At 38.4% G+C, this 23,867-nt stretch carries 24 protein-coding genes, 3 pseudogenes and 1 riboswitch; of the genes and pseudogenes, 11 read left to right on the plus strand and 16 right to left on the minus strand.

Annotation, left to right across the window (positions count from 1 at the left end; all coding sequences use genetic code 11):
* Window positions 1–23: 23 nt before the first annotated feature.
* Window positions 24–767 (minus strand): MerR family transcriptional regulator, encoded by a 744-nt coding sequence (locus JCM1039_RS07225; protein ID WP_025015247.1) that lies wholly within the window; start codon window positions 765–767, stop codon window positions 24–26.
* Window positions 768–794: 27 nt separating this feature from the next.
* Window positions 795–1,877, minus strand: a complete 1,083-nt coding sequence (locus JCM1039_RS07230) for a D-alanine--D-alanine ligase family protein (RefSeq protein ID WP_025015248.1) — start codon at window positions 1,875–1,877, stop codon at window positions 795–797.
* 150 nt (window positions 1,878–2,027) lie between these two features.
* Here JCM1039_RS07230 and JCM1039_RS11130 point away from each other — a divergent pair.
* Window positions 2,028–3,268 (plus strand): annotated as a pseudogene (locus JCM1039_RS11130) (CAP domain-containing protein).
* A 39-nt stretch (window positions 3,269–3,307) separates the two neighbouring features.
* On the opposite strand, the gene JCM1039_RS07240 reads toward JCM1039_RS11130, so the two are convergent.
* The 11 genes from JCM1039_RS07240 to JCM1039_RS07285 form a co-directional block, all read right to left on the minus strand.
* Window positions 3,308–4,045, minus strand: coding sequence for an amino acid ABC transporter ATP-binding protein (locus tag JCM1039_RS07240; RefSeq protein WP_025015249.1), 738 nt, complete (start codon window positions 4,043–4,045; stop codon window positions 3,308–3,310).
* Window positions 4,038–5,522 (minus strand): ABC transporter substrate-binding protein/permease, encoded by a 1,485-nt coding sequence (locus JCM1039_RS07245; RefSeq protein ID WP_025015250.1) that lies wholly within the window; start codon window positions 5,520–5,522, stop codon window positions 4,038–4,040. The genes JCM1039_RS07240 and JCM1039_RS07245 overlap by 8 nt, the downstream gene beginning before the upstream one ends.
* A 129-nt stretch (window positions 5,523–5,651) precedes the next feature.
* Window positions 5,652–6,476 (minus strand): hypothetical protein, encoded by an 825-nt coding sequence (locus JCM1039_RS07250; RefSeq protein ID WP_025015251.1) that lies wholly within the window; start codon window positions 6,474–6,476, stop codon window positions 5,652–5,654.
* 12 nt (window positions 6,477–6,488) lie between these two features.
* Window positions 6,489–7,172: a TetR/AcrR family transcriptional regulator gene (locus JCM1039_RS07255; RefSeq protein WP_025015252.1), complete on the minus strand. Its 684-nt coding sequence runs from the start codon at window positions 7,170–7,172 to the stop codon at window positions 6,489–6,491.
* 158 nt (window positions 7,173–7,330) lie between these two features.
* Entirely contained in the window at window positions 7,331–8,317 is a 987-nt protein-coding gene (locus tag JCM1039_RS07260; protein WP_025015253.1) for a ribose-phosphate diphosphokinase, read from the minus strand.
* Window positions 8,318–8,403: 86 nt separating this feature from the next.
* Complete coding sequence (locus JCM1039_RS12990; RefSeq protein ID WP_269082116.1) at window positions 8,404–8,835, minus strand: ATP-binding protein; 432 nt, start codon at window positions 8,833–8,835, stop codon at window positions 8,404–8,406.
* A 6-nt stretch (window positions 8,836–8,841) separates the two neighbouring features.
* Complete coding sequence (locus JCM1039_RS12995; protein ID WP_244438046.1) at window positions 8,842–9,186, minus strand: putative DNA binding domain-containing protein; 345 nt, start codon at window positions 9,184–9,186, stop codon at window positions 8,842–8,844.
* A 108-nt stretch (window positions 9,187–9,294) separates the two neighbouring features.
* Window positions 9,295–9,660 (minus strand): AlbA family DNA-binding domain-containing protein, encoded by a 366-nt coding sequence (locus tag JCM1039_RS13000; protein WP_236692537.1) that lies wholly within the window; start codon window positions 9,658–9,660, stop codon window positions 9,295–9,297.
* A 148-nt stretch (window positions 9,661–9,808) separates the two neighbouring features.
* A complete protein-coding gene (locus JCM1039_RS07275; RefSeq protein ID WP_025015254.1) occupies window positions 9,809–10,447 on the minus strand; it encodes an NAD(P)H-binding protein in 639 nt (212 codons plus the stop codon).
* A gap of 83 nt (window positions 10,448–10,530) precedes the next feature.
* On the minus strand, window positions 10,531–11,187 hold the full coding sequence (locus JCM1039_RS07280) for an alpha/beta fold hydrolase (RefSeq protein WP_025015255.1): 657 nt from the start codon (window positions 11,185–11,187) through the stop codon (window positions 10,531–10,533).
* An 11-nt stretch (window positions 11,188–11,198) separates the two neighbouring features.
* Window positions 11,199–12,014, minus strand: coding sequence for a glycosyltransferase family 2 protein (locus JCM1039_RS07285; protein WP_025015256.1), 816 nt, complete (start codon window positions 12,012–12,014; stop codon window positions 11,199–11,201).
* A 150-nt stretch (window positions 12,015–12,164) separates the two neighbouring features.
* On the opposite strand from JCM1039_RS07285, the gene JCM1039_RS07290 reads away from it, so the two are divergent.
* Window positions 12,165–13,124 (plus strand): DUF1002 domain-containing protein, encoded by a 960-nt coding sequence (locus tag JCM1039_RS07290; RefSeq protein WP_025015257.1) that lies wholly within the window; start codon window positions 12,165–12,167, stop codon window positions 13,122–13,124.
* A 43-nt stretch (window positions 13,125–13,167) separates the two neighbouring features.
* Here the strand turns inward: JCM1039_RS07290 and JCM1039_RS11145 are convergent.
* A pseudogene (locus tag JCM1039_RS11145) lies at window positions 13,168–13,931 on the minus strand (ribonuclease H family protein).
* A 93-nt stretch (window positions 13,932–14,024) separates the two neighbouring features.
* Between JCM1039_RS11145 and JCM1039_RS07300 the strand changes: the two are divergent.
* Window positions 14,025–14,951, plus strand: coding sequence for an alpha/beta hydrolase (locus JCM1039_RS07300; protein ID WP_025015258.1), 927 nt, complete (start codon window positions 14,025–14,027; stop codon window positions 14,949–14,951).
* Between the two features lie 18 nt (window positions 14,952–14,969).
* Window positions 14,970–16,427: a cardiolipin synthase gene (cls, locus tag JCM1039_RS07305; protein ID WP_025015259.1), complete on the plus strand. Its 1,458-nt coding sequence runs from the start codon at window positions 14,970–14,972 to the stop codon at window positions 16,425–16,427.
* Here cls and JCM1039_RS07310 read toward each other — a convergent pair.
* Entirely contained in the window at window positions 16,422–16,901 is a 480-nt protein-coding gene (locus JCM1039_RS07310; protein WP_025015260.1) for a hypothetical protein, read from the minus strand. The genes cls and JCM1039_RS07310 overlap by 6 nt on opposite strands.
* 86 nt (window positions 16,902–16,987) lie before the next feature.
* Here JCM1039_RS07310 and JCM1039_RS07315 point away from each other — a divergent pair, with 86 nt between their 5' ends.
* From JCM1039_RS07315 to JCM1039_RS07325, 3 genes are read left to right on the plus strand one after another with little or no spacing between them, the layout of a single operon-like run.
* On the plus strand, window positions 16,988–17,692 hold the full coding sequence (locus JCM1039_RS07315; protein WP_025015261.1) for an NAD-dependent protein deacylase: 705 nt from the start codon (window positions 16,988–16,990) through the stop codon (window positions 17,690–17,692).
* Between the two features lie 51 nt (window positions 17,693–17,743).
* Entirely contained in the window at window positions 17,744–18,262 is a 519-nt protein-coding gene (locus tag JCM1039_RS07320) for a methylated-DNA--[protein]-cysteine S-methyltransferase (protein ID WP_025015262.1), read from the plus strand.
* On the plus strand, window positions 18,249–19,040 hold the full coding sequence (locus tag JCM1039_RS07325) for a TerC family protein (protein WP_025015263.1): 792 nt from the start codon (window positions 18,249–18,251) through the stop codon (window positions 19,038–19,040). The genes JCM1039_RS07320 and JCM1039_RS07325 overlap by 14 nt, the downstream gene beginning before the upstream one ends.
* A 39-nt stretch (window positions 19,041–19,079) precedes the next feature.
* Here JCM1039_RS07325 and JCM1039_RS11150 read toward each other — a convergent pair.
* A pseudogene (locus JCM1039_RS11150) lies at window positions 19,080–19,438 on the minus strand (DUF488 domain-containing protein).
* Window positions 19,439–19,505: 67 nt separating this feature from the next.
* Between JCM1039_RS11150 and JCM1039_RS07335 the strand changes: the two are divergent.
* The 4 genes from JCM1039_RS07335 to JCM1039_RS07350 all read left to right on the plus strand — a co-directional run bounded on the left by JCM1039_RS07335 (window position 19,506) and on the right by JCM1039_RS07350 (window position 23,850).
* On the plus strand, window positions 19,506–20,138 hold the full coding sequence (locus tag JCM1039_RS07335; protein WP_025015264.1) for a DNA-3-methyladenine glycosylase: 633 nt from the start codon (window positions 19,506–19,508) through the stop codon (window positions 20,136–20,138).
* 47 nt (window positions 20,139–20,185) lie between these two features.
* Window positions 20,186–20,358, plus strand: a riboswitch (Lysine riboswitch).
* Window positions 20,359–20,468: 110 nt separating this feature from the next.
* Entirely contained in the window at window positions 20,469–22,082 is a 1,614-nt protein-coding gene (locus JCM1039_RS07340; protein ID WP_025015265.1) for an ABC transporter permease subunit, read from the plus strand.
* Complete coding sequence (locus JCM1039_RS07345; protein ID WP_025015266.1) at window positions 22,082–22,837, plus strand: amino acid ABC transporter ATP-binding protein; 756 nt, start codon at window positions 22,082–22,084, stop codon at window positions 22,835–22,837. Before JCM1039_RS07340 ends, JCM1039_RS07345 begins: the two co-directional genes overlap by 1 nt.
* 80 nt (window positions 22,838–22,917) lie before the next feature.
* On the plus strand, window positions 22,918–23,850 hold the full coding sequence (locus JCM1039_RS07350) for a DUF805 domain-containing protein (RefSeq protein WP_025015267.1): 933 nt from the start codon (window positions 22,918–22,920) through the stop codon (window positions 23,848–23,850).
* The last annotated feature ends 17 nt before the right edge of the window (window positions 23,851–23,867 follow it).

Genomic DNA, 23,867 nt, shown 5'->3' on the forward strand with positions numbered 1-23,867 from the left:
CTTTCAATTCTTTACCTTTTCGTTTAAAACTTAAAAATTCTTTGCCACCAATGTTCTTTTCTTTCAGGAAGTTGCATATCTTCTAGAGTTCTGTGAACATTTGCAGTTGCGCGCTTTTTAGCATTTTCTTTGGCCTTAGAAATAATTTCATCATGCATCTCTTCTTGACTCTTGTGCATGTCTTCTTTCACTTCTTCACGCTTTTCTGCCGCATCTTTCTTTGGTTCGTCATCGCTAACCATACCAGAAATATCTGGCAAGGCAGCGATCTTATCAGAATTATCCTTAGGTGCAGCAAGCTGTTTTTGAGCTTCAATCAAATCTTGATTCTGCTTTTGAATCACGTTCAATTGTTTTTGCAAAGAACTAATAGCTTCATTTTGGTTAGAGATAGTTTGTTGAAGAGTGTTGAGCAGTTTTACTACTTCTTTAGTATCCATTACATCTCTACTGGTGTATGGAGTTGCCTTCTTTGGCTCTTCTTTAGGTTTTTCGTCTTTTTTATCGCTAACTGCATAAATTTGACGAGCAGCTTCTTGCAAAGTTAAGCCGCTATTTTTAGATAAACGATGGAAAGCCTTCAAATCATCAATATCCTTTTGGTGGTATAAACGGGCCTTTTGCTTAGTACGGGCAAAGTAGTTAGGATTCCCCGTAACCTTTTCCACGATTAAAGAATATTTCCTTAATGTAGCTACACTAATACCTAATTCTTCTGCGGCTGCTTTAGGTGCAGCTAACTCCTCAAAATCATGCGTGTTAGTCATTACAATATACCTCTGTACTTTTCGGCACTAATCGTGCTTGTGAAGCAAAGTCTTCTTGTGATCGAATCTTTCCATACCTGCTTCAATCAAGCGAGTAATCAATTCAGTGTAAGGAATGCCAGCTTCTTCAAACAACTTAGGATACATACTAATGTTGGTAAAGCCAGGAAGAGCGTTAACTTCAGTTAAAACAACCTTGCCACCTGGGGTAAGCATTGAGTCGATTCTAGCCATACCGCTGCATTCAGTAACTTCGTAAACCTTGCGAGCATTTTTTCTAACTGTATCAATAATTTCATCTGGCAAGTCTGCTGGAATTTGCAACTTAGAAGTTGAGTTGTCATCATACTTGTTTTCGTAAGTGTAGAATGTGCCTTTTGCATTGGTGATTTGACCAACACCTGCTACAATTGGCTTGTCGTTACCCAAAACGGCTGTTTCAACTTCAGTACCTGGTACAGTTTCTTCAACTAAAACCTTATCATCGTACTTGAAGGCTTCTTCTAATGCTGCAGCGTATTCATCAGCGTTAGTAACGTGGTTTACACCAACTGATGAACCTTGGTTGGATGGCTTAACGAACATGTCACGGCCAAGCTTTTCAGCAACCTTTTCATAATTAAGTTTATCATTATTCTTGTCATCGTATTCAAAGCGCTTGATTGAAATCCAATCAGCAACTGGAACACCAACTTTTTGAGCCAAGATCTTGGTAAATTCCTTATCCATAGTTACAGCAGCAGCTAAGACGTCATCACCAACGAATGGTTTGTTCATCAAACGGAATAAACCTTGTAAAACGCCGTCTTCACCTAAATTACCGTGAACAATTGGGAAGAAGACATCAATTTCTGGCAAGTTTTCTAATTCGATTAAATTAGAAATGTTGTGAAGCTTGTGTGGATTCTTAACTTGGTATGAAGGATCTTCCAAAACTTTGAAACTTTCTTCTTCGTTTGCAAAGTAGCCTTCGTTAGTAATCCAGATTGGGTGCACATCAAACTTATCCTTGTCAATTGCTTTATAAATGTTGTGACCCGAAACAATTGATACTTCATATTCTGATGAGTTACCACCAAAAATTAATCCGACTTGTATTTTTTTAGTCATTGTTTTATACCTCTTTTAAATGTTCCAAACTTTTATTATACGCAAAGAATACCAGAAAAACTCAAAATAGTGGAATATTTTTCATTAAAGCCTTTTCACAATAGTTTATAATTAATAATATATTAAGAAAGCCCCAGAAGGGAGTTAAACATGCTTTTACGAAAATTCTCTATCACGGCTATCGTAGCATTGTTATTTGTGCCGCTTGCCAGCCAAAAAGCGCAAGCCGCCACCTTTACTACTCAAGAAATTAACGAAATTCATAATTTTCAAAAAGAATACGCTAATTTAGATAAAACTAATTATAGCGTTTCAAACATTTACGCTGTTAAACCAAGTTTAAGCAAAAAATTTAAGGCCGGTAGTTTAAATTCTAAATACATCAATACACAAGTCGACTACATCAATTACTACCGTTCACTCTTTGCTTAACGCCCGTTACTACCACTGAAGGATCAAATAGTGACACGCAAAAAACAGCAGCTGTGATGGCCGCAATCAACGCCAATCCTTTTATCAATCAACATGGATTGCCTAGTGAACAAAAACCAGCTTTTATTTCTAAAGCAACTTGGAAATTAGCCAAGGAAACTTCTGAAAGTTCCAACTTGAACTTCAACGTATCGCGTCAATCAGCCGGCGACGTTATTACTGATTTAATTACCGATCACTATAATTTAAACGGAACTGATACTGGCCACAGGGCATGGCTGCTCTCTACTCGTTTGACTACGACCGGCATTGGCGCCGCATACGGAAAGAATGGTTACCGTTATTCTGTTCAAAAGGTACTTAACGCTAACGACATGTTTCGTGCGGCTAGTCAACCAATAGTGACTTACCCTAGCGTACGGCTATTTCCTTCAGAATTAGCTAAGGGAAAGAACATCGTTTGGTCAATCTATTTATCCAACAGGGTGGTCAGAACTACGCCAACGGTTACGATTAGGGATCTCGACACTGATATCGTTACTAATGGTACTCATGTTAGAAATTACAGTTCTAGCGGCTATGGCAACTTCAAGACGATCATCACCTACTCGCCCGGTAGAACACATATCGTGCCAGGACACGAATATGAAGTTAATGTCAATAGCGTCTACAAATATCGGTTTAAGCTCTTTAAACAAGATGCCACAAACGACACTACTATTTACGCTACAGAGGAAAACAAGCCAGCTAGTCCAAATAATCAAACTAATACTTCCTTGAACAAGCAAACTGAAGTCCAATCGCCAATTTTATTGCAAAATAAAATCTTAAATGCGGCGGTTTCTCCTCAAACTGTTGCATTGCCAGCTAATTCAAATAATTTATTTGAACAGTTAGCGCAAAAGAATAGATGGAAACAAAGCTTCTTTGTTAGAACATTGCGGATTCAGAGATATTAAAAAATACTCAACGTGAAATCACGTTGAGTACTTTGTTTGCTATAAAACTTTGGATAAGAAGTCTTTTGCTCTCTCACTTGTAGGATGTTCAAACACTTCTTCAGGCATGCCCTTTTCTTGCAAGTAACCGTCAGCCATAAACCAGACCTCATCTGCCACTTCACGAGCAAAGCCCATTTCGTGAGTAACAATTACCATTGTCATCCCTGAGCTAGCCAAGTCTTTCATCGTTTTCAAAACTTCGCCAACCATTTCAGGGTCAAGCGCACTAGTTGGTTCATCAAATAGCATCACTTCTGGATCCATCGCTAAAGCTCTAGCAATGGCCACACGTTGTTGTTGACCACCTGAAAGACTAGTTGGGAATTGCTGTGCTCGATCAGCCAAACCAACTTTTTCCAAAAGAGCTAAGCCAGTCTTCTCAGCCTGTTCCTCGCTGATGCCTTTAACCTTCATCGGTGCTAACTTAATGTTTTCAATTACGTTCATATTTGGAAAGAGGTTAAAGTTTTGGAACACCATTCCCATCTTTTCACGCAATTGATCTAGTTCTTTACCATCCTTCAAACTAGCTAAATCAGTACCATCAAAAATTATTTTTCCGGCTGTAGGATGTTCAAGCACGTTCAGACAGCGCAAAAAGGTACTTTTACCAGATCCTGAAGGACCAATGATACAAATTACTTGGCCCTTTTCAACAGAAGCTGAAATATCCTTTAACACTTCATTTTTGCCAAAAGTCTTTTTTAGATGTTGAATATCTAGCATTTTAGTCATTGTGCTTCATCCTCTTTTCAAGGTAATTAAGTAGTCTAGTCAAAGTAAAGGTCATGATGAAGTAGATGATCATCGCAATAAACAATGGCAATACACCACGGTAAGTTGAAGTTTGAATCAATTCAGTTTGGTACATCAATTCGGTTACACCGATGACTGAAACCAATGAACTATCCTTCAATAAAGTAATAAATTCGTTCCCTAAAGCTGGCCAAATATTCTTTAGCGCTTGAGGAATAATGACGTAGCGATATGTCTTGGCTTGGCTAAGTCCAAGTGATCTTGCAGCTTCAGTTTGACCTTTAGCAACAGAGGCAATACCAGATCTAATATCTTCGGCAACATAGGCACCTGAGTTAAGCCCGATAGCAATAATACCTGCAACTACGGCTGACAAATTAGAAATCAATGCCCCAACACCGAAGTAAACGAATAAGATTTGCACCATTTGCGGTGTACCACGAATAAATTCAATGTAGCAAACTGCAATCCAGTGGAGCAACTTGTTTCTAGACAAACGCATTAGTGCAAGCAGCATCCCCAGAACGATACCAATCAAAACTGAGAACACAGTAATTACAAGAGTGTAGCCAACCCCCTTAACAAAGTATGGTGCATATTTTGCCATAGTGTTGGTCTTTTGTGCTGTCTTCATGTACTTGGCAGCTGCTGGCAAGTATTCCTTGTTAATTAAGTTTTTCTTTTCTACACGGTTAATTGTCTTGTTAACTGCCTTAACCAGGTCACCTTGGCCCTTAGCTACAGCTACCGCGTTACCAGCTTGTTGTTCACGTAAGTCACTTCTTACAGCCATTAAACTGTTGTCATTTTGCGCATAAGCTTTAGCAGTCAATTCTTCCATGACTACTCCAGACATCTTGCCTGATTTCAATGCCAAAACTAAGTTGTTGATCTTGCCTAAGCCTTTAACCTTAGACTTCTTCATTTGAGATTGGATCAATTGGTATTGGATACTGCCTGTTTGCGCACCAACAGTTTGATCAGCGAAGTCCTTGATCTTTCTATATTTAGATTGATCACGCTTATTAATTAAGAAGTATTCACCACTTGGCTTGTAGTAAATCTTGGAGAAGTCTACGCTCTTCTTTCTCTCAGGGTTTGGCGTCATAGCTGAAATAACCATATCAACCTTGCCTGTTTCAAGCGCAACAAGAAGTGAGTCAAAGCTCATGTTCTTGATGACCAATTTGGCATGCAAGTCTTTTGCAATATCCTTAGCTAATTCAATATCGACCCCAACATATTTAGTATTTCCATTCACACTAGTAGTAAATTCAAGTGGCGGATAATCGGCAGAGGTACCCACGACTAGTTCTTTTGATTGTTTAATCTTCTTCATGACTATGCCGTTTTCGACCTTCTTAGTGGCCGCAAAAGTTGGCTGATTAAACAAAAAAAGAGTTGAAATTAGTGTAATGAAAGCAAGAAACAAATGGATTATCTTTGCTTTTTTCATATCAATTCGCCTAACTCTTTCGTTAAATATATATAAAGATTATTAATTATTTTTTAATTGTAAAGAAAGAACAAGCTTTGTGCAAGAGAAAAAACGTAACCACACTGCGTAATTACGTTTTTCACATTACTATTTAGCTGATGTTGCTTGCCAAGGAATGGCACAGATCACGTACATAACTACCCCCGTAATTACGTACTCTAAGAAGACGCTGCTGCCAATTTCTAGCAAGAAACCCAACTCAATATTATCAACGTCAAAAATAACTGGCACTACTGCTAACAATCCTGAAATCAAAATCACCCAGAAACCAGCCCACATGCCAGCCGCCGCGATGTCGTGAATCAACATGCGTGTTGCCGACTTAGTTCTCATATCATTGAGCAGTGAGAACAAAGTAATGATAGTGACAATGATGATAATGATATTAACAATCACTAGCAGACAAGCAATATTGGCACCTAACGTTACTACGCTTAGATTAAATGCCTTAGCTACCGCATATGGTGCGTTAGTCCCTTGCTTTTTCAATTTACTGTCGATTGTTTGGGCTCCACTAGATGAACCCTTATCAATTCCTTTATGAATATCTGTCAGAATTTGATTAGCCAGATCTAGATTATTAACCTTAAATCCATGAATGCCTAGCGAGTAGTCAATAACATGGTCGGCAATGGGTTGAGTTTGCGCATTAGCAAGCAAATTTGCATCATCTTCGCTTCTTGTCCCTACCAAATTAGCAAGATTATCAAAATTTTTATTAATTTGTCTGACAACAACAGCTTGATTGGAGCTAGTTCTAATCTGACCTTTCATAAAAATTGGATTCAGAAAAGTAGCTGTGATTAGGGCTAATGCCGCAATCAAAAAGATTACGAAAGCAAGCGTTCGTTTATACTGATTGTTTTGCTCATGTCCCATTCGTCGCAAATCAGCTCTTTTGCCTTCAACCATGACGATTCCCCTTTAGCTGAAAATTTCTTTACCTTCGTCAAACATCGTATCAATCGCACGGTGAACGACTTCCATATCAGCTGATTCAATAATTTCGTGTCCTTCTTTTAAGGCTTGATCAATTTCTTCAGAAGAACAATGCAAGAAACTGAACATCAATGCACTGGTTGCGTAGTCAGCTAATGCTTCAGCTGATAAATGGTGCTTCTTACGGTCATGGTACAAGCGACCGATACCACTAGTTACAAAGGCAATACCAGTTTCAAGTTCCTTTTTATCAACATCGATGCCATCAAACAAGTGATTAGATTGAATCCAGTCATTAAGCATTATGCCCCAGTTATCCAAAGTAGCGTTGCTTACGAAAGCTTCAGAGATAATTCTGTCTAATCCTTCATCGTGCATCCCTAAAATAGCAATTGTGTAAATAAAGGCCTTGGTTCTGGCATATGGAGCACTGCTATTAGCCATGTCGTAGTTATTTACTTGTTGACCTAACGTATTAAAAAGATTGCGGATGATATCATTAGTCAACTTGGCTTTATGCGGATAATATGATTGCAACAAGGATTTGGAAATACCTGATTTTTCTGCAATCATTTGCAAAGAAACATTATCCATTCCATTTTCTCTGATCAGATGGAAAGTATTGCCAAGAATAATTCTCCGTCTTTTCATGTTTTTCCGTCGTGCCATGTCTAATCCTCTAACTTTCTCTTTCTATACAACTTACATCAATTATATCAATCATTACTATTTATGAATAGTTTTATGATCATCTACTCAACTTTTTAACACAAAAAATAATCCTCAATGTTGATGAGGATTATTATATATCAACTTCAGATTATTTTTTACTTTAAGCGATTTTGTTCATCAAAAATTTGGTGAATTGAACGATCGTTGTAAACATAATCAATACCACGAGCCAAAAGTTGATCTACAGAGATACGAACCATTCTGTCTGGGTAACGGGTGTGCTTAATAGTGTCAGTTACAACGATTTGTTCAATTGGCAATTCGTTAAGTACTTCAGTTGCGTTCTTTGAAAGAAGTGCGTGAGTTGCTGCAACGTAAACCTTCTTAGCACCTGCAGCTAAAACTGACTTAGTTGAAGATGAAATGCGTGAACCAGTATCGATCAAATCATCAACAATGATACACTTCTTGTCCTTTACATCCCCAATAATATCGTGAACCTCAGTGTCGTAACGTGCGCCACGTTGGTCAACAATAGCAATTGGAGCATTGAAGTATTGACCAAAGTTACGAGCAAGCTTAGCACCTGAGTGGTCAGGTGAAACAACTACGATATCGTCGTCTTCCTTAGTAGCAATACCATTGTCTAAGAAGTATTGACCAAGAAGTGGGATAGCGTGCAAGTGATCTACAGGGATATTGTAGAAACCTTGAATTTGTGAAGCATGCAAATCAACAGTGATCAAACGATCCATACCGGTTAATTGAAGCAAGTTGGCAACAAGCTTAGCAGTAATAGGTTCACGTGAACGAGTCTTAGTGTCTGAACGTGAGTATGCCAAGTATGGAACTACTACGTTAATAACGTGAGCTGAAGCACGGTGAAGTGCATCCAAAACAATTTCAAGTTCCATGAAGTTTTCGTTAACTGGATCTTGAATAGATTGAATAACGAAAACGTCACAACCTCTGACAGATTCACCAATGTTAACTTGGATTTCACCATCGCTAAAGTGATGAACTGCAGTTTCGATTAGTGGTTGATGCAAAATTGAAGCAATCTTTTCATTTAATGCGGGATTACCACCTAACCCGATCACCTTCATTGGGTGTAATAATTGATGGAGTTCTTCCTTGTTCATAACGACCTCTTCTGAATTCTAAAAATTATATACAGGTCTATTATATACAAAAAAACATCTCTTATAAATAAAAGAGATGTTTCTTTCTACTTTGATCTACAATACTTAGTACCACGACCATTGCCCAGCTTTACTGCATAGCCTTTTTGAAGCAATTCTTCTAAAAGATTCAAAACCTTATTTTTACTAAAAGAGGTTTCTTGACTAATGCTGGAGCTTGATAATGGTGTATTCTGCAAAATTGAATATACTTCATTTGCATCTTCTGAAACACCCTGAAGTTTCATTTTAACTACCGGCAAAACAATCTTAATCGAATTTTTGTAAATTAAAAATGGGGGTTGAGTTTTACTATCAGCGTAAGCAGCAATAATTCTTTGAATCCCTGTACCAAATTGTTCAATTAGTCCTAACCTAAAGAAAATATTTGCAATAATCGAATTCCGTAAAATAGAGAGCTGGCCAGCCATATATTCTTCTTTACTTAAACCTTTAGGCAGCCCACCTGGGGACGTCACTTCAATTCAATCAGCAAACATTGCAACCTTGATCTGTGCATTTACATCCCAAGTTCGATGCACAATTGCATTAGCAATTGCTTCTCTGAAGGCATTTTCAGGAATTTGCTCATTCTTTCTCCGATATGCTCCATCAATTACCTCATTTAGATAATATTGGCGATATTTCTGCAGTGCATCTTGATAGAGTTTTAAAATAGAGACTTTTTCCACCTGAGTACGATCAAGCATGACATTAATATTGTCACCAAATTTAACTAAATCAATGCCACGATAATCATTCTTATCTGCAAATAATACGCCAGCATTAGTATATCTGCCATCTTTTTCTCTCAGGCCTAATGTAATCAACAAATCTGGCGTAAGTTTTTCAATGCCAATTTTTTCCTGTAAGGCTTTTTCTAAAATTGAAAAATGCAGATTTGATATATGAGAAGGTAAACTATCATATGAGGGATTTTACCCTTCTAGGATAAGACGTGATAATTCTAAAGAATCTACTGGCACAGATGCACTATCATTTCTTTTATAAGCTTTTTCTTTATAAAAATATGGAGAATATAATCCTTGAAAGATTTTTAATGTAACTACATTAGTTTGTTCATCAATGTGTAAACGATAATCAGCTTGTGGTCTAATTGAATCATTGATTTTATTCTCAACATTCAAGCATGTCTGAACTGGATCTTTTACTCCAACTACAGTTCCATCATCTTTAACACCAAATTTAATTTCTCTATCGCCATAATTAGCAAAAGCACTAACTGTTTTCAAAAAAGTATTAGTTATGCTTTCCTTAAATTCTAAATTGTTCGTTTCACGCATTTAGACCACCTACTTTTCTTTTTTCTAAATTATATAATTTACATCCTTTTTTAAACGCAAATTTAAGATTTTACGTCCAAAAAAGGACGCAAAAAAGGACGCAAATTTTTGCGTCCCTTTTTTGCGTTTAATTTCAAACGTAAATTTATTAATACCAGCTTGGTTTGTCGCCTTCAGTACCTGGCTTGCCCAAGCCAATTGACTTACCAATATCTTCCTTAGGATACTTAATCAAATGGTAAACGTAAGCTGCAACAGATTTACGTGAAACTTCAGTATCCTTGATTGGTTCACCTTTTTCACTCTTCTCGTAGTCAACTTCGTTCTTATCAGTCATCCAGGTTGGACGAATAATGGTGTAATCCAAACCTGAATCTTCAATTCTCTTAGCAGCCTTGGCATATTCAGTAATGTAATCGCCTAAAGTTTCCTTATTCCATTCACCGAATTTACCAGGAACTTCATCATAAATGCCTAAAGTTGAAATCCAAATAAGTCTCTTTACATGGGCATTCTTCATTGCTTCAACTGTAGCTTCGGCTTCAAGATCGATGTCATCTTTACCACCTAAGTTGGCATAAACGATATCTTGACCCTTCATTGCCTTTTCAAGTTGAGCGGCATCTGTTGCACTACCCTCGAAAATCGTAGCTTGATTCTTCTTGTCTGCCATGCGAGAAGCATTGCGTAAAAATAATGAAGTTTGAACGTCTTTATCTGCAAATAAAAACTTTTCTACAATTTGGGCTACTCGTCCGTGAGCACCAAGTACTACAACTTTAACCATAATTTTCTCCTTTTTAATCTAGTCAAAATTTATTATGCATTATTCTACCTACATACTAGACCAAAACAAAAAAATAAGCTAATTTACTTACAAAAGTTCTTAATTAAATCAAGCAATTTTAAGCTTCTAACCGCATAGCTATCGTGTGTTTGACGAGGCATGATTACTAAACGTGCATTTGGCATTAATTGACTATACCAACGAACATGTTCAACTTTAACCCAGTCTTTTTCACCAACTACACAAAGAGTTGGCGTCTTGATTTTCTTTAGATCATCTTCTGAAATAAATGATTCGGTTAATTCAACTCGACTATCACGGTCTAACTTAAAGAAACGGTGAAATCCTTCAGTTACATAGTGATATGGACGAATACCTGCACCATTTACGAAAACACCAGCTACAATCATTTTCTTAAATATATCAGGATGTTGTTTGGCTAACATCATTGCGACTAAGCCACCTGCATCAAAGCCAAAGCAGTAACATCCCACAATGCCAATTTGCTTAATAAAGGCATAAACATCTTCCACTTCAGTTTGATAGTGTTCCGCAATGTCGCCTTCACTAAGACCATGGCCACGCATATCCAAAACGTAAACCGTGTAGTATAGCGATAATGGTGCCACAATTTTATCGAACATACCGCCATCTAAATGATGTCCATGAAGAAGAAGCAAAGGTGCACCTTCGCCTAGTTTATGGTAATAAAATTCAACACCGTTGACTTTTTCTTTCATAAAATCCTCTCTTATTGAGCGTCGCTGTCGCGTAAAGCTGGACGATCCATCTTCTTGCGCAGCTTCTCGTCTTCACGATCCTTGAGCATAGTCTTGATAATCTTGCGCCATACACGGTAATTACCACGGAAATTATCTGCCACCTTCTTAATGTTAGGCTGGTGAATAATACTGCCCTTTCTTTGCCAGTAGTGGTAGTAAGGCTTTTGCGTGTAATATACGCCCTTGCAGACTGAAATGTACTTTACGTTAAAAATTTGATCTTCAAGAAGTGAAATATCGCGATCAAATTTTAAATGATACTTCTTAATGATTGCAGTCTTATAAGCCTTGTTCCAGCTGTAGCCCTTCATTGGCGAGCCAAAAACATTAGTTAATTTAAGATAAGTTTCACCGCGTGTTAAAAGACCGCCTTCAGGATGACCAACAACGTGAGATTTCTTGTCAAGATAGTCCATCCAGTAGCCACAAGATACCAGACTTACATCTGGATGTTCTTCAAAGGCTCTGATAAAAAATGCTGTGTAACCTGGATCTACCCAATCATCACCATCATGAAAGGTGACATATGGCGTGTCGATATACTTCATACCGACATTACGTGCGTCAGATGGGCCACCATTTTTCTTTTTGATTAATTTGAAGTATGGAAAACGTTTGGCGTAGCTCTGGGCTACCTCAGCCGAATTATCCGTTGAGCCATCGTCCACCACGATTAACTTGAAGCTCTTGTCGACTTGCTTAAGTAAAGCTTCGAAAGCGCGTGGTAGATATTGTGCCGTATTATAGACCGGCATAATGATAGTTAACTTAGGCACTTGTAACATATTGTCCCCCTTTATTGCTCTTCATTATACCATCTTCAAGTTTTAGGTTGAAATTAAGAAAGTTTTAGGAGAAGATTTACATTCCGTTCAAAATTATCTAGTATAATATTTCGTATCAAATAGAATAAACATTCGATAAGAGGAAAAAATATGAAAAAGACTATTAAAATTTTAACAGCAATTTTGTTTAGTGCTGTCGCGACAATTCTGGTTGGTCAAAATAATCTTGTTTTAGCTGACGATGATACTCCAGTGGTAACACTTGGTACCTCATTAACCGATTCACAAAAAGACGGTACGTTAAAGACTTTGACCGCCCCATTAAATGGCGGTAACTACCAAACAATCACTGTTACCGGTTCTGACTTGGTTAGATATTTGAATCCATCTGGTGACAACTTCACTACTTCTTCTGGTGTTTGGTCCAGTGCCATGATTCAAAAGACCAGCAGCGGTAGCGGAATTAACGTTAAGATTTTGGACTACAATGGCAGAAACAACATCACAACTATCACTGCCAACCAATACAAAAATGCAGCTTTAACTGCCGGTATTACTGACGCTAACATTTACGTTACTAGTGCTATTCCAATCGATGGTTCAGGTGCCTTAGCCGGTGTTTACGCTGCTTATGCTAAAAACGGTAATGCTTTAAACCAAAAGCAAGTTAACGCAGCCCAAGACGAAATGAACACTTTGAGTGGCATTACTCAAGACAATAAGAACAAAAAGGGCTATTCTGATGCCCAATTAAACAATGCGGTTGCCGGTGCCAAGAGTGAAATGGCTAAGCAAGGTCAAAACATTTCTGACAGCCAAATTCGTGATATTGTAAATAACCAAATCAATATCAATCACTTGGGCAACACCATTAACAACAATCAAAAGAACCAAATCGTTAACCTGTTGATTGAAATTCGCGATTCTGGTGCCCTTAAGAGCAGTGACTTTAAAGGTCAAGCTTCTAAGCTTTCTAGTCAAATCGAAAATAGTGCTAAGAACATCTTTAACAAGTTCAACACTCCAGAAAATCGTAGCTGGCTACAACAATTGTGGGACAGCATCGTGAACTTCTTTAGCCACATGTTTGGCGGAGTTATTTTAGGATAAAAATCAAGGCCATGATTATCAATGATAGTCATGACCTTTTTTATTACATGTTTTTATCCATATATTCGTTTAACTTGTGATCGACAAATTCATTGCCACGGTTATTGGCGTGACCCTTTGTCCATTCAAATGTACTGTCAGGAAAAGATTGCAACAAGCGATCCAATTCTTTCCATTCAGGCACATTCTTTAATGGACCTGATGAACGTTTCCAGCCGCGCTTCTTCCAGCCTTGCAGCCAGTGCTGATTGATTGCATTTAACACATATTTTGAATCAAGTACGAACAACAAATGCTTTTCATTAAAGCCTAGCTCAATTAATTTTTTCAGAGCATTGATCAAAGCCGTTTGTTCCATCTTGTTGTTGGTTGCGCCATATTCACCGCCGGAACCAGACTCCGATCCACCATTCCATTCAATCAGATAAGCCAGGCAGCCTTATCCGTCTTTTTAACATGACCACCCTTATAAACACCAGTATTTCGGGTACCGCCATCAGTATAAGTAGTCGCAAAATATTCAGTAGATTGAGTATTTTGCATTTTTGTTTTCTTATTTTTGGTTGCCTTAACCGGCTTTTTACTGTTATGCTTTATTTTTTCGATCGCATTTTCTAGCGTGTCATCTTTTCTATTGATCGTTTCTTCACGCGATTTTTCTTGCCAGCCTAAATAATCAATCGCGTCAGTGATATTTTCAAAGGATTTGTACTCAGCACCGGAAAAGCCGTCAACTTGTTTTTTAGTCTCATCCCAATTGCGATAAACGCCTGGAACGCGACCTTTTTTTACTGCATAAATTTTCATAGCTACCTCAAAAATCAAAAAACTTCCACTAAATGTTAAAATGTACTTATTACTATTCACATTATATAGAAAAGGAATGAAGGTGAGCAAAAGTTGTTTTTCAATACCAAGAAATACGCTGAAGAAGCGGAAAAGAACCATAAACACGATTTAAAGCAAGAGCCGACCATGTTTAATATGATCTCATTAGGACTGCTTGCAACTTTTGCTCCAACCCGTATTTTCTTAAAAATGCACAAGCGTCGCATTACCGACAATGTGGTCGTTGAAAAAAGTGATGTCGAGCAAGTACCCATTATTTACTTCCACGGCTTTCGCGGCGGTGACTACACTACCAACGTTATGGTGCATCAAGCAGCTAAAGAGAAAGGCAACAAAAAATTTTTAAAAGTCACTGTTGATTTGCTCGGCAATTTCAAACTAGAAGGCACTTGGACCGGTGACAAGCATCCCATCGTGCAAATTGCCTTTCGCCAAAGAATCGTCGGCATCTACGGCATCGATTACTATCTAAGTTTCGTTTTACCATTTTTATCTAAAAGATATAATTTCAAAAACTACATTGCGGTGGCTCACTCATTAGCCTGCCCTTGTATCATTAGAACTGAGATGAAACATTCTTCAAGCAAGAGCTTTCCTCACCTAGTTAAATGTGCCCTCATCGCTGGACCATTTGATGGCGTAACTTACTTAGGCGACATCCCTAACGTTAATGTTTTAAACGAAAATGGACGTCCCAGCATGATGAACCCGCATTATCTTTACCTTCTGTTCAACCGTAGAAAATTTAATCCTAATATTTCAGTCTTGAATATCTATGGCAATGTTTTAGACAATACCAATACAGATAAATTTATTTCAGTCGTATCAGCTAAAAGCATCCGCTACATTTTGGCTCCTAAAGCCCATTTCTACCAAGAAGTCGAAGTTCGTGGCAAAAACGATGCAGAACACAGCTGGATGCATGATAATCCTTTTGTAATTGACATTATTGATAAGTTCCTTAATTTAAAAAAATAGTTTCTTTGGAGGAAGAAAATGATTTGGTGGCATGATTTTATCAGAATTATCTTCATAACTAATACGATCTTAGCCTTCTACATTGTTTTCCACCGTAGACGTTCCGTTTCTACAACCTGGGCCTGGCTAATCATTTTACTTATTTTGCCAGTAATCGGTATTACCCTTTATGCCTTCTTTGGCCGTGGTATTTCCCAGGAAAATATTTTTGCAATTAATAAACAGAAACACATTGGACTGCGCAATGTCCAAGAATCGATCACGGAGGCACCGAAAAAAGTCAGCCCTGCAGACACTTCAAGTGCCGGTGGAATTGCCATTCACTTTTTTAATCAAGACGACGAGTCTCCCTTAACCAAAAACAACAATGTCGAGCTTTATACAGAAGGTGAGACCTTCTTCCATGACATGCTTAAAGATATTGTCAGAGCCAAAGAAACAGTTAATATCGAATTTTATACTTTTTACAGCGACAACATCGGTAACCGTGTTTTGCAGCTGCTGATTAAAAAAGCACAACAAGGCGTAAAGGTGCGTGTAATTTACGATGCCTGGGGTTCAATGGGCGCAACCAAAGCCTGGTTTGACCAATTACGTGATGCCGGCGGTGAAGTAGTACCCTTTATCACTTCTAAAAACATGATCACCAGATACCGCATCAACTACCACTTGCACCGAAAAATCGTAGTCATTGACGGTAAGATTTCCTGGACCGGTGGTTTCAATATTGGTGATCAATACTTAGGAAAGAAAAAGAAATTTGGTCATTGGCGTGACAGTCAAGTACGTATCGTTGGTTCTGCTTCCCTGCTTTTGCAAGAACGCTTCGTCATGGACTGGAACGCTTCAGTTAAGAACGATGATCAACTCATTCGCTTTAATTCCACTCTTTTTCCTGACCTTGATGAAACTAATATTCACCAAGGCGATATCGCTACACAGATCGTTTCAGATGGGCCCGATCGTTACACGCCATACATGCGTAACGGTATGATGCGCTTGATGCTTCTTGCAAGAAAAAGGTTGTGGATTCAAACACCTTACCTGATCCCAGATGACGCTGTTTTTGCCACTTGGCAAACCATCGCCGCTTCAGGAGTGGATGTGCGTATCATGATTCCCTGCAAGCCGGACCACCCATTTATTTATCGCGCTACGCAATGGTACGCAAATGAATTAACCCGTTGCGGCGTCAAAATTTATATTTACGAAGATGGATTCTTACATGCCAAAACTACCATCATCGATGATAAATTCTCCAGTGTCGGTTCAATGAACCAAGATTATCGTTCATATAATTTAAACTTTGAAGATAATGCCATTTTTTATGATAAAGATTTCAATGCAAAAATGGCTCAAGTCTTTGAAGAAGATATGAAGCATTCTCACTTGCTCACCCCTAGAGAAATAAAAAAGCAAGGCCGCTGGTTGCGGACCTTGCAGAGTTTCTCTCGTATGCTTTCACCAATCTTATGATTGGACTTCAACGGGAATATTCTTACCAATATATTTTTGAAGAGCTGGCACTACTTCATTAACTTGATTGCGGAAACGCATCATGTATGACTTATTGTCCTCAGTCCTAAAAAGAGCCACGACTAAAGGCTTTTTTTGATTAGGGATTTGAATCAAAGTGATATATGCAATGTTATCGTATTTAACAGTTCTCTTGAAATAGCCTGAAACGACTAATCTCTTAGGACTGAAGCCTGAGAAACCATCAACGATACTGATTAATACGAATAAGGCTAAAAAGACGTTTAAACCTGGATCACCTTTTTCAATATAGTTCCAAGTAAAGCCTAGCCAAATAAAAATGACGGCCCAAACAATTGAGGAAACACGGTAATGACCACGGAATTCGACCTTAGCCTGCCAGTACCAGCTGTAACAAGCATAGGCCAACATTAAGATGTTAATTACTATATAAAAGTAGTACATGTATGTCATAAGAATTCTCCTCAACGTTTTATTTTTTCTATTATAACAAAAGGTCGATATATAATTATACATAGGAATTCTTTGGGAGGCAAAATATGAATCATGATGATTTAACCGAATTGCAACAAGATTTAGATAATGCAAAACATGTTGTCTTCTTAACAGGAGCTGGTGTATCTACACACTCTGGTATCCCCGATTATCGCTCAAAAAACGGAATCTACAACGGCGTACAGGAAAGTCCTGAGACGATTTTAAGCGAAAGCACACTCTACAATCGTCCCGAATTCTTCTATCACTTCGTGATGAATAATATGTACTTCCCCGATGCCAAACCAAATTTAATCCACGAAAAAATCGCGCAAATCTGCAACGAAAAAGGCGATTTAATCACGCAAAATATCGACAGATTGGATACGAAAGCAGGTAATAAACACGTAACAGAATTCCACGGCAACCTGTATAATATATATTGCACTAAATGTCATCAGCCCGTTTCTTATGACAAATATGCTCAAGGATATATTCACCAAAACTGTGGCGGAATTATCCGTCCAGAAATCGTATTATATGGTGAATCAATCAATCCTGATACGTTAAATAAATCGGTTAATGTTATGCAAAAATCCGACCTAATAATCATTAGTGGCACTAGTTTTGTGGTCTACCCATTTGCACAACTATTGGCTTACCGTAAAGAAGGCGCAAAAATATATTCGATTAATAAAACCGAAATTCCTGCTCCTGGCGTAAAACAAATCATTGGGGACGCACTCGATGCATTTAAGCAATTGAATTAGAATAAACGATTTGTTATTCTTATAAACAATAGCTATATGGGTGGTGAAAACATGGCAGAGTTTTTTTATTATGATTACGTTACGATTGAGCCGTGGACTTATTTTTTAACGGCTTCAGAATTCGGTTTAACATATGTAGGGCTTAAAGGGGATGAAACTGTTTCTCCTATTTTCAGTTTCTATCCTCACCGGATGCTCGTGCGTAATCCTAAAAGATTGGCACCATACGTTCAACAGCTAAAAGAATATTTTGCCGGAACGAGAAAAGAATTCGACGTTCCTATTGATATTTCTGAATTTGGTACTGAATTTCAACGAAGAGTTTTGCAAACAGTGCAACGTATTCCGTATGGAATGACTATCAGCTATGGGGATGTAGCAACTAGTTTACCTGATGCAAAATCTGCTCGTTCAGTGGAACATGCTGTTGCTCTCAATCCAGTGCTAATCTTTATCCCCGACCATAGGGTTGTCTTGTCTAACTCCAAAGTGGGAACATATCGTTTAGGACAAAAAGAAAAAATTAGATTAATTAAACTAGAAAAGAGTCACTTGCATGTCAATTCTTAAATTGTACGCGCCCTTTTTTGACGGCAATAACTGGTTGCACGTTTTAACAAGTGGCAAAGATTGTATGATCATTCTTACATTGATCATCATGGAATGTCTGCTTTCAGTTGATAACGCTGTAGTATTAGCAGCTCAGACTCAGGTGTTGCCTACTAAATCTGAAAAGGAAAAATCCTTAATTTATGGACTTTGGGGAGCTTACCTTTTTAGATTCATCGTTATCGGGATTGGTACTTACTTGATCAACTTTTGGGAGATCAAATTAGCTGGTAGTATTTATTTGTTCTACCTATCATTCAAGTTCTTCTATGATCAGCGCCACCCTAAGCAAGCAGCTGAACACGAAAAAGAAAAGGAAGAGCGTGAAGAAGCACGTCATAAAGGAAAGAAAAAGAAGAAAAAACACGTCCTTTCTCTTTTCTGGCGGACAGTTATTTCGATTGAATCAATGGACATCGTCTTTTCAATCGACTCCGTTCTTGCAGCTTTGGCTATTTCTGATAACCCAGTAGTTGTTCTGATTGGTGGAATGATCGGTATCCTTTGCATGAGAGGTGTGGCCGAGATCATCATCAAATTGATGGACATTATTCCGGAATTGCAGCCAATGGCTTATGTTTTGATTGCGATTATTGCATTGAAATTGTTGCTTGCTTTGCCACCACTAAGATGGGAAATGCCTAATACAGCATTCGCAATTCTCGTCTTTGCAATTTTAGGTATAACCATTATTTTCCACTTCTGGCGCATCAGAAAGCATGGACATAAACATTTATAGAAAGCAAAAAGCTTATCTCAATTGAGGTAAGTTTTTTAGTTACATTTTATTTTCAACATATTCCTTAAGTACAACTGCTTGATTATGTTCCCTATTTTTTGCTCCATAAAGAAACAGAACATCGCCAGACTTTAACTTATTCTTTACTATCTCAATAAATTCAGGCGTGAAGTCATTTTCATCCAATTCCTTGATGTACTTTTCCTTAAACTCAAGGAATTTTTCATCTTCATGGTTAAACCATTTTCTTAATTCAGTTGTTGGGCCAATCTGCTTATCCCATTCACCAAGTCTGCCTTAACTTTACTCATACCACGTGGCCACATCCGATCAACTAAAATTCGGTAGCCTTCGGGTTGTTCATGATCATAAATTCGTACTAATTTAATTTCCGTCATTTGAAATTCCTCGCTTCTTTTTTTAGTGTATTACTAAAAGCAAAAATTAGAAACAACGAGGCACTTTATGGATTACGCAGAATATTTTACTAACCGTCCCACTGACGAAATCACCCGTGATTTAATTGGACGACCACTCACTTTTAATAATAGAACAGAAAAACTTGGCGGCTATATCGTAGAGGCCGAAGCTTACATGGGAAAACTCGACCGTGCTGCCCACTCTTACGGTGGTCGCCGCAGTCCCTCTAACGAAGGCCTTTATCGCACTGGCGGCACCATTTATATTTATGCTCAACGACAATACTTTTTCTTCGATGTTTCCTGCCAAAAAGAAAATGAGCCACAAGGAGTTTTGATTCGCGCAATTGATCCTGTTTGGGGCATTGATACTATGGTTAAAAACAGAAATGGTAAAAGCGGAGTTCTCCTCACCAACGGTCCTGCTAAAATGATGCAAGCTTTTGGTATCCACGATAAAAACTGGAATCTACATTTTCTTTCAGATTCGCCATTTATCATCGATTTAGACGATAATCATAAACGTATTGCCCAGGAAATAATCGCAGATAAACGCGTCGGGATTAATCAATCTGATCCTGTCTGGGCTAACAAGAAATTACGTTTTTACGTTGCTGGTAATCCTTACGTTTCAGATATGAAAAAAAGAGATTGCGCTTACAGCAACGGTTGGGCTTGACAAACTTTCATTTTTCTTTTAATCTTTTTATCAGTTAAATAATTTTCCAATGCAATAGAGGTTGCGACAACCACAAGATAATTCAGAGTCCGCGAAGACAATGAAGGTTATCTTAGGCTGCCGCCGAAATGGATTTAACATTCGCGTGTTGATCTGTTGGGCTATAGAACAATATTCTATAGACTGTCCTGGTTAGTCCCCAGGGAGCGCTATAAGATTTGGTTTAAATACTGATGATTATGACCCTCGTTTGTTTTGGCAAACGAGGGTTTTATTTACGCTTTATTGTATTGGCTTTATGTTAAAACTATTTTTTCGGAGGTTTTACAATTGAAGTCAAGATTTAGATGGATCACTGCATTACTTACAGTGCTCCTCAGTATATTTATCGGTTTCAGCTTTAGTAGTAATTCGACTCAAGCTGCTAAAAAAGATTCCGGCACATTAAAGATCGGTATGGAAGCTAACTACCCACCATATAACTGGACTCAACCAACCAAAACTAATGGTGCGGTTCATATCGATGGTTCTAACTCATACGCTAACGGTTATGATGTTCAAATTGCCAAGATCATTGGTAAGAGACTTCATAAAAAGGTTATCGTTGAAAAGACCCAATGGGATGGACTTTTACCAGCTTTAACTTCAGGCAAAATTGACTTGATCATTGCTGGTATGTCACCTACTCCTGAAAGACGTAAGGCCATCAACTTCTCAGAACCTTACCGTAAGAGTACTTTCGTTGTTATCACTAACAAGGCAAGCAAGTACTCAAATGCTAAGAAATTAACTGACTTTAAAGGTGCTAAGTTAACCGCTCAACAAGGTACTTTGCACTACAACTTAATCAAGCAATTAAAGGGTGCTAAGCGTCAACCTGCGATGCGTGACTTCTCAGCTATGCGTCAAAGTTTAGCTTCAGGCACTATCGACGGTTACGTTGCCGAAGACATCGAATTTGAAAGTTACCACAACGTTAACCCTAACATCGTTGCCATTAACTTGAACAAGATGGCCGGCTTCAAGGTTGACCACGACGATTCCGTTACTAGTATCGGTGTCAAGAAAGGCAACACTAAACTTTTAAACGAAGTTAACGCTACTTTGAGAACTATTTCTAACAAAAAGCGTGATCAATTAATGGCACAAGCCGTTAAGGAACAACCTAAGGCTGGTAACCAAACTAAGAAGGAAAACTGGCTTGTTACTACCTGGAAGCAATACGGTGGCATGATCATGTCAGGTATCGGCATGACTTTGCTCTTAGCTTTAGTTGGTACTATCGTTGGTTTCTTCATCGGTTTGCTCGTTGGTATCGTTCGTACTATTCCAACACCTACTACTCGCGGCAAGCGCTGGGCATTAAACTTTGTTAAGTGGTTATTATCAGTTTATGTTGAAATCTTCCGTGGTACTCCAATGATGGTTCAGGCAGCCGTAATTTACTACGGTATTGCTCAATTCTGGCACTTGAACTTGAACAGAACCGTTGCCGCTTTGATCATTGTTTCCATCAACACTGGTGCCTACTTGGCCGAAGTTATCCGTGGTGGTATTATTTCAACTCCAGAAGGTCAATTCGAAGCAGCTAGTGCACTTGGTATGACCCACAACCAAAGAATGTGGCATATCATCTTGCCTCAAGCTATTAGAAACTGTTTACCATCAATCACCAACGAATTTATCGTTAACATCAAGGATACTTCAGTATTGAGTATCATCTCAGTTTCTGAATTGTTCTTCGTTGGTACTACTATTGCCAGTCAATCATTCAAGTTCTTCCCAACTTACTTAATGATTTCAGCAATCTACTTGATTTTGACCTTTACTATTACTAGAATCTTCAACTTCATTGAAAAGAGACTCGAAGGTAACAAGAATTACAACTTGATGGCTAACCAAGTTCAAGTTGGTACTCCAAAAGATGCGGAGGCAAACAATTAATGACTGAATCAAACGAAGTAATTTTAAGTTTAAAGCATATGCAAAAGTCCTATGGGGCTCACAAGGTATTGAAGGACATTTCTTTCGATATCAACAAAGGCGAGATCGTGACCATCATTGGTCCTTCCGGTGGTGGTAAGTCTACTACCCTTCGCTGCATCAACTTGCTCGAAGAACCTACTGGTGGCGAGATCGATTTCCACGGTGAAAATATTTTGGCACCTGGTTACAACCGTAATGCCTTTAGATCTAAGGTCGGCATGGTATTCCAGCAATTCGACTTATTCGAAAACAAGAATGTTTTGGAAAACTGCATGATCGGCCAAGAATTGGTCCTCAAGCGTTCAAAAGACGAAGCACGTAAGATTGCTATGGAGAACCTTAAAAAGGTTGGTATGGATCCATTTATCAAGGCTAAACCACAACAATTATCTGGTGGTCAACAACAGCGTGTTGCTATTGCCCGTGCGATTTCAATGAATCCAGAAGTTTTATTGTTCGACGAACCAACTAGTGCCCTTGACCCAGAAATGGTTGGCGAAGTACTAGACGTTATGCAAAAGCTTGCTACAACCGGTTTGACGATGGTGATCGTTACCCACGAAATGGGCTTTGCCAAGAGCATTTCAGACCGTGTATTGTTCATCAGTGACGGTATCATTACTGAACAAGGTTCACCTGATCAAATCTTTGATCATCCAAAGAACGAAAAGACACAAAAGTTCCTGAGTAACTTCAGAAAAATGGACTTTTAAAATTTTAAAAGCAGAGAAGTTTGATTACTTCTCTGCTTTTTTAGTTTATAATTAATAAAAAATTAATTGGAGGAATATTTATGAATGAAAGAGTGTATTACTTCGTCAAATCGTATGATGAAGATTTACCAAAACCACCCGCAGAAAGTTTTAGTCAAATTTTAAACGAAACCTACTTGCATCCCTTCGATTGGAGCGCAAGAACCACTCGTAAGTCCTACTGGTGGAGCGTCTTAACCAACTTCATTATTGCCATTTTAGCTATTGTAGTTGGCTTCTATGCTTTCAATGAAGGCCTTAATCCAGGTATCAGAGTAATCGACGCTGTGGTTGCGATTGCTATCTATGTCTGGGTATTTCTAGCTGGCCTTGGTCAAATGATCCGTCGTTTGCATGACGTTGGCTACAGCGGCTACTGGTACTGGGCTACCTTCACTGGTTATGGCACAATGTTTATGTTTTACTTAGCACTTCAACCATCTGTCCAACACAAGGTTAAATGGGGCAAGTACTTGTTCAGCGATCAAGATTATCCTGAGGGCGGCGCAAAAAGTAATGTTCCTATACCAACTATTGGTCAAATCTTGAAGGAACACTTCTTTGACTGCTTCAAGTGGGATGCTAGATCTACTAGAACCTCATTCTGGGTAGGTACTGCAATTAGCCAAGTTATCATGACAATCGGCGTATTTGCTTGTTACCTACTCGCTTTCATGCTTTTAGCTCCTTTCAGCGTTATTGAATTTGATTCTGGCGATGCCAAGGTAATCGGTGTAATCTTCATCACTTTTATTATTTTCTTTATTGCAGCAGCTATTTGGGCCTTTTTAGCACAATTAGGTCACACTGTTCGTCGTCTGCACGACGCAGGCTTTAACGGTGGTTGGTGGTGGCTGGGCGTAATTCCTTACGTTGGTCAACTGTTGCTAGCATTCTTGCTCTTCCACCCTACTGTTCAAAATGAAGTTAAATGGGACAAATATTTATTTGAGCCAGAAGATCGAATTAGATAGATCGAAATTAAAAAGAT

The sequence above is a fragment of the Lactobacillus kitasatonis DSM 16761 = JCM 1039 genome, assembly GCF_000615285.1.
GTDB classification, from domain to species: domain Bacteria; phylum Bacillota; class Bacilli; order Lactobacillales; family Lactobacillaceae; genus Lactobacillus; species Lactobacillus kitasatonis.